Raw genomic sequence first — 14,831 nt, 5'->3', positions numbered from 1 at the left:
GTCGCTGTTCTTGCTTCTGTTGCCCGGCGAGAAATTCGCCGCCTCGGTTGCGATTCGCAATATTTTTACACGCCCTGATAGAACCTTCTTCATCTAATCGGTCTTATCGAAAAGAATCCATTGACCTTGGGCCCTGCTTACATCTTCTATCCGCCCCCAACGTGAGGAAGGCGGCAGGGAGAGGGCACATGCAGGTCCTATCGAGCATTGAGGCTGTGCGCGCAGCGCTTGCGGCGGTGAAGGCAAATGGCGAAGGCGTCGGTTTGGTGCCAACGATGGGTTATCTTCACGCGGGGCATATGGAACTTGTCGCGCGCGCCCGCGCCGAAAACGAGATCGTCGTTGCCTCGATCTTCGTCAATCCGCTCCAGTTCGGGCCAACGGAGGACCTGACCCGATACCCGCGGGATCTGCAACGCGACAGAACGATGCTGGAAAAAGCAGGCGTCGATATTCTCTTTGCGCCCGGCGTCGAGGATATGTATCCGCGCCCGATGAAAACTGTGGTTGATGTGCCGGAGCTTGGCTGCGAGCTCGAAGGCGCCGTTCGACCGGGGCATTTCGCGGGTGTTGCCACCGTTGTCAGCAAGCTCTTCAATATCGTCCAGCCGAGCAACGCCTATTTCGGCGAGAAGGATTACCAGCAAGTCGTCATCATCAAACGGATGGTTGAGGATCTGGCTCAGCCGGTGCGCATCGTTTCGGTACCGACGGTCCGGGATGCGGATGGTCTCGCTCTATCTTCTCGTAACGTCTATCTCAGCGAGAAGGAACGACGCGCAGCGGTCATCGTCCCCCGTGCTTTGGCCGAGGCGGAGCGCCTTGTCGCTCAGGGCCTCACTGATCCGCAGGTCCTTGAAGCGAAGTTAATCGGCTTCATCGGCGGTGAACCCCTGGTAACGCCGGAAGTCGTCGCTGTGAGGGACGCTTCGACGTTGAGGCATGTCTCGAAAATCGAGGACCCGGTGGTAGTCGCGCTGTTCGTGCGGCTTGGTACGACCAAGCTCCTCGACAACCGGGTGATCACGAGAAAAGGTTCGTCTGGAACGGGGGAAGTACAATGAGCGCTGTCGGTTCCGCAAAACGCCTGACGCCAACACGAATCCGGGCTATGAAGGGCGGAACGCCGATTGTGTCTTTGACGGCCTACACGACGCCGATGGCGCGGCTCCTGGATGAACACTGCGATCTCCTGCTCGTTGGGGATTCGCTCGGCATGGTCCTCTACGGCATGGAGAGCACCGTGGCAGTGACCCTTGAGATGATGATCGCCCATGGCAAGGCGGTGATGCGCGGCGTCGCTAAATCCTGCGTGGTCGTCGACATGCCCTTCGGCAGCTACCAGGAGTCGAAGGAACTGGCCTATCGCAATGCCGTGCGCATTCTGCAGGAAACCGGGTGCGACGCAGTCAAGCTCGAAGGCGGCGAGGAGATGGCCGAGACGATTTCCTTCCTCACCGCGCGCGGTATTCCGGTCCTCGGACATATCGGGCTCATGCCTCAGCAGGTTCATACCGCAGGCGGCTACCGATCTGTTGGACATTCCGAGGAGGAGGTTACGAAGATCCGGCGTGACGCCGACGCGATCGGCAACTCGGGAGCCTTTGCGGTCGTCATCGAGGGCACGGTCGAAACATTTGCCCGCGAGGTAACGACTGCAATTCCTGTTCCGACGATCGGGATTGGTGCCTCGGCTGCCTGTGACGGCCAGATCCTGGTTTCGGACGACATACTCGGACTATTCAACGACTTCACGCCGCGCTTCGTCAAACGGTACGACGAACTTGGAAAGAGGGTCGGGGCGGCGGCTGCCGCCTATGCGGACGAGGTGCGCTCCCGCGCTTTCCCCACGGAAAAACACACATTCAAGCGCCGGTCTTGATCGCGCGGCCGAGCGAGTTGGAGAGCTTGGCGATAAGCCATATCGGCTCCAACCCCTGGAACAGTCGCCAGGGCGGAATCGGCGCGTGAGGTGGCGAGTGCAAGATCGAGAACAAAAATCTTAAAGATTGCGTACCGATACGCGTAAAACTGGGCTGTAATCGTTCCTCTCCATACGATAAATGCTTTTTAGCGACCGCCGCTGACAATTCACTTCCCAAGCCCCGATCGCCTTAAGATCAGCCCGCACGAAAACCGACGATGGCCTGGCATGTTTCCGGCCGCGCATGAGGAAGACCCATGGCATCCGTTGCCGAGAGCGCCCCCCGATTTGAAAAGACTGCAATGTCCATCCTGGTGGCAGTCAGCTTCTGCCATATGCTCAACGACATCATGCAGTCGCTGCTTGCCTCGCTCTATCCGCTCTTCAAAGCCAATTACAACCTCGATTTCGTGCAGATCGGTCTCTTGACCATGACCTTCCAGGTCACGGCGTCGCTGCTCCAGCCGCTCGTCGGCATCGTCACCGACCGTTGGCCGATGCCCTATTCGCTGCCGGTTGGTATGGCGAGCACCTTCTGCGGCCTGATCCTGCTCGGCAATGCCGGCAGCTTTGAACTGCTTCTGGTTGCCGCAAGCCTCATCGGCTTCGGCTCGGCCGTCTTTCATCCGGAATCTTCGCGCGTCGCGCGTCTTGCTTCCGGCGGTCGCCACGGCTTTGCGCAATCCTTCTTCCAGGTGGGCGGCAATGCCGGCCAGGCGATCGGTCCGCTGCTGGCTGCCTTCATCGTACTGCCGAACGGTCAACACAGCGTGTCCTGGCTTTCCGGCATCGCCATGGTTGGCATCGTGGTCCTGAGCTGGGTCGGGAACTGGTACATGAGCCACCGCCGCCAGAACGCCACCAAGGCGGCTCCGAGCCGTGCCCTACCGCTACCGCAGAGCAAGGTCGTCTGGGCACTACTCATCCTCGTGTTGCTGACGGCGACGAAAAATGTCTACATGGCAAGCGTCTCAAGCTACTTCACATTCTACGTCATCGATCGTTTCCAGCTCGATGTGCAACAGGCGCAGCTCATGCTCTTCCTGTTTTTAGGTTCCGTTGCCACCGGCACCTTCCTCGGCGGTCCTATCGGCGATCGTTTCGGCGCTCGCTTCGTCATCTGGTTCTCGATCCTCGGCGTGATTCCGTTCGCGCTGCTGCTGCCCTATGCGAACCTCTTCTGGACAGGCGTGCTCAGCGTCGTCATCGGCCTGATCTTCGCCTCTGCCTTCTCTGCCATCGTCGTCTTCGCGCAGGAGTTGGTGCCAGGTCGCGTCGGCCTGATCGCCGGCGTCTTCTTCGGCTTCGCCTTCGGTGCGGGCGGTCTCGGTGCGGCCTTGCTCGGTGGCTTTGCCGACTCGCACGGTATCGCCTTCGTCTACCGTATCTGCTCCTACCTGCCGTTGCTCGGCCTGTTCACCATCTTCCTGCCGCGCATCCCCAAGCACCGAGTGGTTTAAGTCTCGCACCCGGAACGAGGCACCGAAAGCGTTTCGTTGCCTCGTTGGCATGCGGACAAGCACACGGCGCGGCGTTGCGTTCGAACGAACATATTTTCCCCGGCGTTCGGCGAAGAGGGATCGTCATTTCTTTAATCTACTATTTTGATGGATAATATCCGTCTCATGATGCAGCCATCGACGGCGCGATAGTGGAAGGAAATGATATGTCTGCACCCAAACTGGTCGGTCTTGCCGGCAGCTTCAATCGTCCCTCGAAGACCTTTGCGCTGGTTGAGAATATCGCCGGCCTCGCTGCCGAAAAATATGGTTTCGACAACACGATCTACGACCTGACGGATGTCGGCCCCTCGCTCGGCCAGGCGTTGCGCCGCGACGATCTCGACAATCGCGCCAGAGAAATCATCGCCGACATCGCCGATGCCGACGTCCTCGTCATCGGCGCACCGACCTTCAAGGGGAGCTATCCGGGTCTCTTTAAACATCTGATCGATCTCATCGACCCGCATGAGCTGCGTGCCAAGCCGATCGTCATCACCGCGACCGGCGGCGGCGATCGCCATGCGCTGATGGTCGAGCATCAGCTGCGCCCGCTCTTCGGCTTCTTCATGGCTCATACGCTGCCGACCGCCGTCTACGCCTCGGACCGCGACTTCACCGATTATCGTGTCTCTTCCGAACAGCTGTCCAAGCGCATCGGCGAGGTCATCGGCGAGCTCGCAGCCTTCTTTCCAGGCCGAAATTCCAGGCTGATTGCAGCAGAATAAACGTGTTTCGGAATTGGTTTTTCAGCGGCGCCTTCGGAGGCGCCGTTTTTGTTCGGCTATATTCTAGGCTTACATTAATCCATTAATTTGATAGAAATTTATCCTGCCACTATCGAAGACGCGGCAAGAGTTTTTCCGGCGACGACAGGACATCGGATGTTCGTGCTTCGCTCACAATGAGCGTATTTGCAATTATCCGCCTGCTCGGGGCTCGGCCTCATTCAGTCAGACGGGATAAAAAATGACCAAGAACAAGAACATCAATGCCATTTCGCTTTCGCGCCGTGCGGCTCTCGCTGTTGCCGCCTCTGCGGCTGCACTTATTAGCTTTGCGGCGCCGGCTCCTTCCTTCGCGGAAGACAAGTCGATCAAGGTCGGCATCATGAGCGGTGAGGATGAAGATGTCTGGCGCGTCGTCACCAGCGAGGCTGCCAAGAAAGGTCTCAAGATCGAGACGGTTACCTTCAACGATTACACCCAGCCGAACGAGGCTTTGGAGCGCGGCGAAATTGACGCGAATGCTTTCCAGCACCAGCCGTATCTCGACAACCAGATCAAGCAGAACGGCTACCACATCGTCCGGGTTGGCTATACCGGCGTATGGCCGATCGGCCTCTACAGCAAGAAGCATAAGTCCGTTGCTGAATTGCCCGATGGTGCCGTGATCGGCGTGCCGAACGATCCGTCCAACGAGGGCCGTGCGCTGCGTGTTCTGCAGAACGAAGGCCTGATCAAGCTGAAGGACGGCACGGGCATTCTTGCCACGATCGTCGATGTCGCCGACAATCCGAAGAACATTGAAATCCGCGAACTCGATGCCGGTATCGTCGGTCGCTCGATCGATGACCTCGATGCGGGCGTCGTCAATACCGACTGGGCGCTGAAGAGCGGTCTTTCCCCGGCAGAACGCGTCGCGCAGGAGCCGATCGCCGATAACCCCTACCGTAATTTTATCGCGGTGAAGGAAGAGAACAAGGATGCCGATTGGGTGAAAACACTCGTCTCCTCCTATCAGAACGACACGGTCAAGGCAGAGTTCGATAAGGTATATAAGGGTACCGGCCTTAGCGCCTATTGATCCGCCGCCCTCCTGAGGGTGCCAACAACTGAGGCGGCCCGGGCCTTTCTGCCGGGGCCGCCTTCAGCATTTGTGAAGGAACGAGCATGAATTCCATTGTCTCCGCTTCAAGGATTGAGACGCGGCCCGCCGACGCCGAAGAAGTCGTGCGGCTGACGGATGTCAGGCGCCGGTTTGGCGCGACGCCAGCCCTCGACGGCATTTCGCTGAGTGTGAAGAAAGGCGAAATCCTCGGCATTATCGGACGCAGCGGTGCCGGAAAGTCGACGCTGATCCGCTGCCTCAATGGTCTGGAGCGCGCCGATAGCGGCGAGATCGTTATCGAGGGCCGGAACATTACAGCTCTCGCCGAAAAGGACCTCCAGCCGTTACGCCGCCGTATCGGCATGATTTTTCAGCACTTCAATTTGCTCTCGGCCAAGACCGTCGAGGAGAATGTTGCCCTGCCGCTGAAAATAGAAGGTATCGCCAAGGCCGAGCGGCTGGAGCGGGCGCACGAGCTGCTGGACCTGGTCGGCCTCTCCGACAAGGCAGGGGCTTATCCGTCTTCACTCTCGGGCGGCCAGAAGCAGCGTGTCGGCATCGCCCGTGCGCTGGCCGCCCGACCGGCACTGTTGTTGTCAGACGAGGCGACGTCGGCGCTTGACCCGGAAACGACACGCTCGATCCTTGCTCTGCTGAAGGATATAAATCGTAAGCTTGGGCTTACCATTCTGCTGATCACCCACGAGATGGAAGTGGTGCGTGGTATTGCCGATCGTGTCGCCGTCATAGATGCCGGTCGCATCGTGGAAGAGGGGCAAGTCTGGTCGGTTTTCGGCGATCCGCAGGCAGCGATCACCAAGAGCTTGCTCGGCGGCATTCGTCCACAGCTTCCCGAGCATATTGCCGCCCGCCTGTCACAGACCGGTGGCTCGGAAACGATCCTCGGCGTCGATCTCTCCGGTCCGGAAGCGCAGGGCGCGCTCTTTGCCGATCTTTCGGCAGCCTTGCCACATTCCTTCCGCCTCGTGCATGGCGGCATCGATCACATCCAGAACCAGCCCGTGGCACGGTTCTTCATTGCCGTTCCGGCGCGCGATCCAACGTTTACCGCAAAGGTCGAACAATTTCTGACGGCCCGGTCCGCCCGGGTGGAGGTGCTTGGTTATGACACCGATCATGATTAGTCTGCTGCTGCGCTCTCTCTGGGAGACGGTGCTGATGACGGCGGCCTCCGGCGTGATATCGCTGGTCGCCGGCCTGCCGCTTGGACTGGCGCTGGTGCTGACGAACCGCGGCGGCATCGCCGAAAACCCCTGGATCAACCGCATCCTCGGCGCCGTCATCAACGGCTTCCGCTCGGTGCCCTTCATCATTCTCCTGGTGGCACTGATCCCGCTGACGCGACTGATCGTCGGCACTGCGATCGGCACCTGGGCCGCCATCGTCCCGCTTGCCATCGCCGCCACACCCTATTATGCGCGCATCGCGGAAGTCTCGTTGCGCGAGGTGGATCGCGGCCTGATCGATGCGGTCCGTGCCATGGGCGGCAACCGCTGGACGATCATTCGCGAGGTTCTGGTGCCTGAGGCGCTGCCCGGCATCGTCGCCGGCTTCACGGTCACTCTCGTGACGCTGATCGGCGCCTCGGCCATGGCCGGTGCCATTGGTGCCGGCGGTCTCGGCGACCTTGCCATCCGCTACGGCTATCAACGTTTCGAAACCAGTGTGATGGTTGCCGTTGTTGTCGTGCTGATCATCCTGGTCTGCGGCATCCAATGGCTCGGCGACCGGCTGGTCGCCCGGATGGATCATCGCTGAGATCTGAAATGTGCGGCGGGATGGCCGGCTGGCAGCCGGCCGTTGCCGCCGAACAGCTTTTTGCGCAGTGGCCCTTGCGCATAATCCGCCTTGAACAGGCCACGCTCCTGCAGCACGGGCACGACGAGATCGACGAAATCGTTGAGGCTTTCCGGCGCCACTGTGCGAGCCAGATTGAAGCCGTCGATGCCACCCTCTTCAATCCAGCGCTGCAACGTATCGGCAATCTGTTCCGGTGAGCCGACGATCGGCTTCATACGGCTGCCGAGTACCATCTGATCGATGATCTCCCGTTTCGTCACCGGCTTCGCCGCCTGCTTGGTGATTGCCGCCAGCGCCGACTGATTGGCATTGGTCGAACTCTGATCGATCACCTCATCGAGCTCGTATTTCGAAAAATCAACGCCGACAGAGGCAGAATAATGCGCGAGAGACGCCTCGACGCTCGCATGCCGGCGATAGTCCTCGAGTTTCTCCCGCGCTTGGGCTTCGGTCTTGCCGACGACGACGGTAATCAGGCTGAGGATCTTGATCGCATCTGCACCACGGCCGTTCGCCAGCGTCTTGGCGCGAAGCGCGTCGACGGTCGGCCGCGCCGATTGCGGCGTCGGTCCGGCAATGAAGACGCATTCGGCATGGCGGGCGGCAAAGTCCTGCCCTCGTGCCGAGGCGCCGGCCTGGAAGAGCAGGGGCGTGCGTTGTGGTGAGGGTTCGGCAAGATGGATTCCCTCCATCTTGTAATATTGCCCCTGATGGCTGACAGCGCGGACCTTGGAGGCATCGGCAAAGACGCCGCGTTCTCTGTCGCGCAGCACCGCATCATCGTCCCAGCTTCTCTCCCAAAGCTTGTAGAGAATTTCGAGATATTCCTCGGCGGCGTCGTAGCGCGCATCATGTTCAGGCAGCTTGTCGAAGCCCATGCTGCGGGCGGCGCTGTCGAGATAGCCCGTGACGATGTTCCAGCCGATGCGCCCCTTGGTCAGATGGTCGAGCGTCGACATACGTCGTGCCAAAAGGAATGGCGGCTCATAGGTCGTATTGACGGTGACGCCGAAACCAAGATGCTTGGTAACGTAAGCCATGGCCGAAATTGGCATCAGCGGATCGTTGACCGGGATCTGGGCGCCCGTCTCGATGACCGGGGCTGGGCTACCTTTGTAGACATCGTAGACGCCGACAATATCGGCAAGAAATACGCCGTCGAGCTTGCCGCGTTCGGCCGTGCGGGCAAAATCCGCCCAGTAGTCGAGGTCGGTGTAGTCGACTGAGCGATCGCGCGGATGCGTCCACATGCCATGGTTTATGTGCCCCACGCAGTTCATGTCGAAGGCGTAAATCTGCATTTTCTTCATTGGGTACAGTCCTGAGATTTCCGTCGGGCACTTTGCGGGAATTATCGGCCGGATCCGGAACTCACCGCTTCTTCCACTGAAATTAGAAGCAAATTATCTCCCACCGTCGATTCTGGAAATTTTCTATCTCTATAAAATCTATGAATTTTACAATGATCTAACCACATTCCGGGGTGGAATGATTTTAAACATTGCGGGAGAGGGATATGAAAATCAACCGACGCAACCTTCTGGGTACGGCCGCTGCCGCTGTCCTCACCTTGACCACCTATGCAGCCCACGCTGCCGACGTCACGCTCAATATCGGCTACCAGCCGATCGTCGAGCCGTCGCGCGTGCCTCAAGCCGACGGCACCTATGAGAAGGAGACCAAGGCCAAGATTCACTGGCAGAAATTCGATGGCGGTGCTGATGTCGTCGCTGCCATCGCGTCCGGCTCCATCGATATCGGTTATGTCGGCTCGTCGCCGCTTGCGGCTGCCGCCAGCCGCGAACTGCCGATCGAGACGATCTATGTCGTCGGCCTCATCAGCGAGGCTGAAGCGCTTGCGGTCAAGAACATCACCAAGCCGGAGGACCTGAAGGGCAAGAAGATCGCCACGCCCTTCGTTTCGACCGCGCATTACAGCCTGCTGACGGCGCTGAAGCACTGGAAGGTCGATCCGAAGTCGGTGCAGATCCTCAATCTGCGTCCGCCGGAAATCGCTGCTGCCTGGGAGCGCGGTGACATCGACGGCGCCTATGTCTGGGATCCCGTCCTGGCGCAGTTGAAAAAGAGCGGCAGCGTGCTTGCTACCTCCTCCGATGTCGCCAAGTGGGGCGGCCCGACCTTCGATGCTTGGATCGTCAGCAAGAAATTTGCCGAGGCCCATCCGGAAGTCGTCACCGGCTTCGTGAAGGTCACGGGTGCGGCTTACGCCTCCTACCTCGCCAATCCGGATAGCTGGAATGCGAAATCACCTGAAGCCGAAAAGATCGCCAAGCTCACCGGTGCCAAGACCGATGAAGTGCCGGCTCTTCTTAAGGGCTACACGTTCCCGAGCCTGAAGGAACAGGCTAGCGCCGATCTCCTCGGTGGCGGCACGGTCAATGCTGTTGCCGAAACCTCGGCCTTCCTTCTGGAGCAGGGCAAGATCCCCGGCGTTCTGAAGGACTACAGCCCCTATATTTCCGACCGCTGGGTCAAGGAAGCAGCCAAGGCAGGTCTTTGATCCTCCCAAGGGTCCTGGCGCAGCTGCGGCTGCGCCGGTTTTTCTCAAACAGGTGGTGTCCATGGGCATACTTTCACTACAGTCCCTGTCGCTCGATTATGCCGAGGTAGGCACTCGCCGGAAGAGACGTGTGCTCGATGGCGTCAACCTGCATATCGCCTCCGACGAGTTCGTGGTGGTCATCGGCCGTTCGGGTTCCGGCAAGACGAGCCTTCTCAATATTGCTGCAGGCTTCACTGAGCCGAGCGAGGGACGCGTGCTGGTCGACGGCAAAGAGATCGACGGACCGGGCGTAGACCGGGCCGTGGTGTTTCAGGATGACGCGCTCTATCCGTGGCTGACGGCCGCCGGCAATGTCGCCTTTCCATTGAAGCTTCAGGGCATTCCGAAAGGCGAGAGACAGCGCCGCGCAGAAGAACTGCTTGTGAAGGTCGGGCTCGATGGCGCGGGTCACAAGAATATCTGGGAACTCTCAGGCGGTATGCGCCAGCGTGTCGGCATCGCTCGCGCCCTGGCCTCCGGCCCTCGCTTCCTGCTGCTGGATGAACCGCTCGGTGCGCTCGACGCGCTGACACGCAGCCGCATGCAGAAATTCCTGCTGGATGTCTGGGCAGAAAGCAAAACGGGTGCCCTGCTGATCACCCACAGCATTGACGAGGCGCTGTTGCTTGCAACACGTGTCATCGTACTGGCGCCGAACCCCAGCCGTATCGTCGCCGACATCAGGACCGAGTTCGGGAAGGCGTTGCTCGAAGGCAAAAGCGTCAAGGAGATCAAGGCGCTCACTGCGTTTAAAAATCTGCACGACGAGCTGACCGCACTCATCCATGCGGATGAAGAGGAGATTGCCGCATGAGCGTCGAGGCGGAAGCACTCGCAACCGCGGTGTCGGATCAACCGGTAGAGGCACGGCCGAAACGCCGCGGCACGCTGCCGATCTCGCTTGCGACAATTGCCGTCATTATTGCCGGCTGGAGCCTTGCTTCGGCCTATGGTGCCGTCTCGCCGGTCTTCCTGCCGTCGCCGCTCGTAGTGGCGAATTCGCTTGCCAATGTCGCGGTCAACGGCTTCGTCGATTCCACGCTTGCCGAACATACGCTCGCAAGCCTGCTGCGCATCTTTGCAGCGCTCGCCGTCTCGCTCATCATCGGTGTGCCGGCAGGCCTAGCGATAGCCACGAGCCGTATCGGCAAGGGCATCCTTGATCCGATCGTCGAATTCCTGCGGCCCCTGCCGCCGCTTGCCTATCTGCCGCTGATCATCATCTGGGTCGGTATCGGCGAGGCGTCGAAGGTCACCGTCATCTCGCTCGCCATGCTGCCGCCGATCATCCTGTCGACTGCTTCGGGCGTCAAATCTGCCCCGGGCGATTTCGTCAACGCTGCCCGCTCCTTCGGCGCGAGCCGGCTGCAGGTGCTGCTGCATGTCATTCTTCCAGGCGTCATTCCGCCGATTTTGACGGGCACGCGCATTGCGCTCGGCGCCGGCTGGTCTACGCTGGTCGCGGCCGAGCTCGTTGCGGCAAGCCAGGGCCTCGGCTTCATGATCCAGTCGGCGGCGCAGTTCCTGGTCACCGATATCGTCATCGGCGGCATCATCGTCATTGCCGCCATCGCCTTCCTGCTGGAGATCCTGGCGCGGCTGATCGAGCGGCTCCTCGTGCCCTGGGCCGCGCATCGCTGAACGTCTATCATCGCCTTGCCGATCAAATTATCCTAAGGCTGTATCGCGCCGCGTCACCGCATGGTGGTAGCGTGGCGCGCAGACGATGCGGAGGATGATATGACGAAGAAGACGCTGTCGGACTGGGAGGCGCTGGCGGAAAAGGAGCTGCGCGCAGCACCGGATACGCTGACCTGGCACACGCCCGAAGGTATCGACGTCAAACCGCTCTATACGGCCGCTGATCTTAACGGTACGGATGCGGACAGCCTGCCGGGATTTGCGCCTTTCACCCGCGGTCCACGCGCCACCATGTATGCCGGCCGGCCCTGGACGATCCGGCAATATGCCGGCTTCTCGACCGCCGAAGAATCCAACGCCTTCTACCGCCGCAATCTCGCCGCGGGCCAGAAGGGCTTATCGGTTGCCTTCGATCTCGCCACCCATCGCGGCTATGACAGCGATCATCCGCGCGTCGTCGGCGATGTCGGCAAGGCGGGGGTGGCCATCGATAGCGTCGAGGACATGAAAATCCTGTTCGACGGCATTCCGTTGCAGGACATGTCCGTCTCCATGACCATGAACGGCGCGGTCATCCCGATTCTGGCAAATTTCATCGTTGCGGGCGAGGAGCAGGGCGTTTCGAAGGCGGAACTGTCAGGGACCATTCAGAACGATATTCTCAAGGAGTTCATGGTCCGCAACACCTATATCTACCCTCCGGAACCCTCGATGCGCATCGTTGCCGATATCATCGAATATACGGCAAAGGAGATGCCGAAATTCAATTCGATCTCGATCTCGGGCTATCACATGCAGGAAGCCGGCGCGACGCTGGTGCAGGAGCTCGCCTTCACGCTCGCCGACGGGCGCGAATATGTGCGTGCGGCGATCGCCAAAGGACTGAATGTCGATGATTTCGCCGGCCGGCTCTCCTTCTTCTTCGCGATCGGCATGAATTTCTTCATGGAAGCCGCAAAGCTTCGCGCCGCCCGCCTGCTCTGGACCCGCATCATGGAGGAGTTCCAGCCGAAGAAGACCGCTTCGCTGATGTTGCGCACCCATTGCCAGACATCGGGGGTCTCGCTGCAGGAACAAGACCCTTACAATAACATCATCCGCACTGCCTTCGAGGCGATGTCGGCCGTACTCGGTGGTACACAGTCGTTGCATACCAATTCCTTCGACGAGGCGATTGCCCTGCCGACGGAATTTTCCGCTCGTATCGCGCGCAATACGCAGCTCATCCTGCAGCATGAGACCGGCGTCACCAAGGTGGTCGATCCGCTTGCCGGCTCCTACTATGTCGAGAGCCTGACGAAGGAACTTGCCGACAAGGCATGGGCGCTGATCGAAGAGGTTGAGGCGCTTGGCGGCATGACCAAAGCCGTCAATGAGGGGCTGCCGAAGCGACTGATCGAGGAGGCCGCTGCCCGCCGCCAGGCCGCCGTCGACAAGGGCGACGAGGTCATCGTCGGCGTCAACAAATATCGGCTCGAAGCCGAGCAGCCGATCGATATTCTCGAGATCGATAATAGCGCCGTGCGTACCGCACAGATCCGTCGTATCGCGGAGACCAAACGCCGCCGTGATGGCGGAAAGCTCAAGGAGGCGCTGGCAGCACTTTCGGAGATTGCCCGCAACGGCAATGGTAACCTGGTCGCTGCGGCCGTCGAAGCAGCGCGGGCGCGCGCCACCGTTGGCGAAATCTCGGATGCGATGCGTGAGGTTTTCGGCGATCATTTCGCGACGCCAAAGGTCATCCGTGGCGTCTATGGCACGGCTTATCGCGACGAGCCGGAGCTGGACGTTCTGAAAACCCGTATGGCTGAAGTGACAGAAGCCATGGGCCGCAAGCCGAAGATCATGGTCGCCAAGCTCGGCCAGGACGGGCACGACCGCGGCGCCAAGGTGATCGCCTCGGCCTTCGGCGATGTCGGTTTCGACGTGCTCGCCGGCCCGCTGTTCCAGACGCCGGATGAGGCGGCCGGCATGGCGCTCGGCGAGAGGGTCAATGTGATCGGCGTTTCGTCGCTGGCGGCCGGTCACCGGACGCTGCTGCCGCAGCTGATCGACCGGCTGAAGGACCAGGGCGGCGGCGATATCATCGTTGTCTGCGGCGGCGTGATCCCCCGGCAGGATTATGAATTCCTGCACGAACACGGCGTTGCCGCCGTGTTCGGTCCAGGCACCAATGTGCTTGAGGCCGCGAACTCCGTTCTCGACCTCCTGCAGGGTATCAGGCGAAACCAGTAGCTCAGAGCAGCCCGCGCTTTGCGAGATTGCCCATCAGTGCCGAGATGCCGAAGGTCCAGGGCGGGCATTCGGTCGAAAGCCTGACGGTGTTGACCAGTGCGCCCAGGCCGGCGGACGAGATTTCCACGACATCGCCGACCTTGTGGGTAAAGCCCTGGTTCTTCGCATCGCGGTCCTGCGTTGGCGCAAAGAGCGTGCCGAGGAACAGCATGAAGCCATCGGGATACTGATGGTGGGCGCCGACGGTCTGTTTGACGAGATCGGTCGGGTCGCGGCTGATCTGCGACATGGAACTCTTGCCGTGCAGCACGAAACCGTCCTGGCCGGTGACCTTGAGATCGAGTTCGGCCTTGCGGACGTCGTCGAGGCTGTAGCTCTGATCGAAGAGGCGGATGAAGGGGCCGATCGAGCAGGAGGCGTTGTTGTCCTTCGCCTTGCCGAGCAGCAGCGCCGAGCGACCCTCGACATCGCGCAGGTTCACGTCATTGCCGAGCGTGGCGCCCTTGATCTCGCCACGGCTGTTGACGGCCAGCACGATTTCCGGCTCCGGATTGTTCCAGGTCGAGATCGGGTGGAGGCCGACATCCGAACCCCAGCCGACCGATGAAAGCACCGGCGACTTGGTGAAGACTTCTGCATCCGGGCCGATGCCGACTTCGAGATATTGCGACCAGATGCCTTCCTCGATCAGTGCCTGCTTGACTTTGGCGGCTTCCGGCGAGCCGGCCTTGATGTTGGTCAGGCTGCCGCCGATCAGCGTGCTGACTCGCTCGCGAATGGAGGCTGCGCGATCCGGATTGCCGGCGGCTTTCTCCTCGATGACGCGCTCGATCATCGACTGGGCAAAGGTTACGCCGCAGGCCTTTATCGCCTGCAGGTCGGCCGGTGCCAGAAGATAGGCGTTGCTTGCATCCGGTTTGCCGGTGCTGTTGGCAGCGATTGCCTCCAGCGTGCCAAGCGCCTTGCCAGCGGCGGTGCGGACGAAGTCGGCTGCATCCGCTCGCTCCAGCAGCGCACTCAGGGTCGGCGTCTCCGCCGAGGTGATATCGACGAGGGTGCCATCGCGTAGCGTTACGATGCTCGGCCCGGCAACATCGGGGTTCCAGGCACGACCGACAAAGAGACCGCCCGAAGCGGCAGCATCGAGGGGGGATTGGGACATGGTGATCTTCCGTCACAGGGCGGAGCGGGGAGCGCTCCTGCAGAATGGGATAGTTGCCGTCCTCCTACCCGACGGCCATCAAAATCGAGCATATTCATCGGCCAAGAGCAAGCCTCAACAGGCCTGAAGCAGTTCTTACCGGGCGGGCACGGGCGC

13 protein-coding genes are annotated in these 14,831 nt (G+C 60.4%); 11 read left to right on the top strand and 2 right to left on the bottom strand.

Translation table 11 applies throughout. The features are described from left to right. Positions 1-188: 188 nt before the first annotated feature. From panC to H4W29_RS23480, 7 genes are all read left to right on the top strand, one after another. On the top strand, positions 189-1,064 hold the full coding sequence (gene panC / locus H4W29_RS23510) for a pantoate--beta-alanine ligase (RefSeq protein WP_192731272.1): 876 nt from the start codon (positions 189-191) through the stop codon (positions 1,062-1,064). Next, positions 1,061-1,882 carry a 3-methyl-2-oxobutanoate hydroxymethyltransferase gene (gene panB, locus H4W29_RS23505; protein ID WP_192731271.1) on the top strand — a complete coding sequence of 274 codons (822 nt, stop codon included), beginning with the start codon at positions 1,061-1,063 and terminating at the stop codon, positions 1,880-1,882. Before panC ends, panB begins: the two co-directional genes overlap by 4 nt. A gap of 299 nt (positions 1,883-2,181) precedes the next feature. Further along, entirely contained in the window at positions 2,182-3,384 is a 1,203-nt protein-coding gene (locus H4W29_RS23500; protein ID WP_192731270.1) for an MFS transporter, read from the top strand. A gap of 206 nt (positions 3,385-3,590) precedes the next feature. Continuing rightward, a complete protein-coding gene (gene msuE, locus H4W29_RS23495; RefSeq protein ID WP_192731269.1) occupies positions 3,591-4,151 on the top strand; it encodes an FMN reductase in 561 nt (186 codons plus the stop codon). Positions 4,152-4,392: 241 nt separating this feature from the next. Then, positions 4,393-5,229, top strand: coding sequence for a MetQ/NlpA family lipoprotein (locus H4W29_RS23490; RefSeq protein WP_192731268.1), 837 nt, complete (start codon positions 4,393-4,395; stop codon positions 5,227-5,229). An 86-nt stretch (positions 5,230-5,315) separates the two neighbouring features. Next, positions 5,316-6,398, top strand: coding sequence for a methionine ABC transporter ATP-binding protein (locus tag H4W29_RS23485; protein WP_192731267.1), 1,083 nt, complete (start codon positions 5,316-5,318; stop codon positions 6,396-6,398). Beyond that, complete coding sequence (locus H4W29_RS23480; protein WP_192731266.1) at positions 6,379-7,032, top strand: methionine ABC transporter permease; 654 nt, start codon at positions 6,379-6,381, stop codon at positions 7,030-7,032. The genes H4W29_RS23485 and H4W29_RS23480 overlap by 20 nt, the downstream gene beginning before the upstream one ends. On the opposite strand, the gene H4W29_RS23475 is transcribed toward H4W29_RS23480, so the two are convergent. Continuing rightward, positions 7,023-8,384: an LLM class flavin-dependent oxidoreductase gene (locus H4W29_RS23475; protein WP_192731265.1), complete on the bottom strand. Its 1,362-nt coding sequence runs from the start codon at positions 8,382-8,384 to the stop codon at positions 7,023-7,025. The genes H4W29_RS23480 and H4W29_RS23475 overlap by 10 nt on opposite strands. 206 nt (positions 8,385-8,590) lie before the next feature. Between H4W29_RS23475 and tauA the strand changes: the two genes are divergently transcribed. The 4 genes from tauA to scpA all read left to right on the top strand — a co-directional run bounded on the left by tauA (position 8,591) and on the right by scpA (position 13,513). Further along, complete coding sequence (tauA, locus tag H4W29_RS23470) at positions 8,591-9,595, top strand: taurine ABC transporter substrate-binding protein (protein WP_192731264.1); 1,005 nt, start codon at positions 8,591-8,593, stop codon at positions 9,593-9,595. A gap of 61 nt (positions 9,596-9,656) precedes the next feature. Continuing rightward, positions 9,657-10,451, top strand: coding sequence for a taurine ABC transporter ATP-binding protein (locus tag H4W29_RS23465; protein ID WP_192731263.1), 795 nt, complete (start codon positions 9,657-9,659; stop codon positions 10,449-10,451). Then, on the top strand, positions 10,448-11,278 hold the full coding sequence (locus H4W29_RS23460) for an ABC transporter permease subunit (RefSeq protein ID WP_192731262.1): 831 nt from the start codon (positions 10,448-10,450) through the stop codon (positions 11,276-11,278). Before H4W29_RS23465 ends, H4W29_RS23460 begins: the two co-directional genes overlap by 4 nt. A 99-nt stretch (positions 11,279-11,377) precedes the next feature. After that, positions 11,378-13,513: a methylmalonyl-CoA mutase gene (gene scpA / locus H4W29_RS23455; RefSeq protein WP_192731261.1), complete on the top strand. Its 2,136-nt coding sequence runs from the start codon at positions 11,378-11,380 to the stop codon at positions 13,511-13,513. Position 13,514: 1 nt separating this feature from the next. Here scpA and H4W29_RS23450 read toward each other — a convergent pair whose 3' ends face one another. Beyond that, the gene (locus H4W29_RS23450; RefSeq protein WP_192731260.1) at positions 13,515-14,675 is read right to left on the bottom strand and encodes a fumarylacetoacetate hydrolase family protein; all 1,161 of its coding nucleotides are present in this window, start codon (positions 14,673-14,675) and stop codon (positions 13,515-13,517) included. Positions 14,676-14,831: the final 156 nt, after the last annotated feature.

It is taken from the genome of Rhizobium viscosum, assembly GCF_014873945.1.
Lineage (GTDB): Bacteria > Pseudomonadota > Alphaproteobacteria > Rhizobiales > Rhizobiaceae > Rhizobium > Rhizobium viscosum.
The sequence above is the reverse complement of the archived record's forward strand: the minus strand, read 5'-3'. Positions and strand labels throughout refer to the sequence as shown.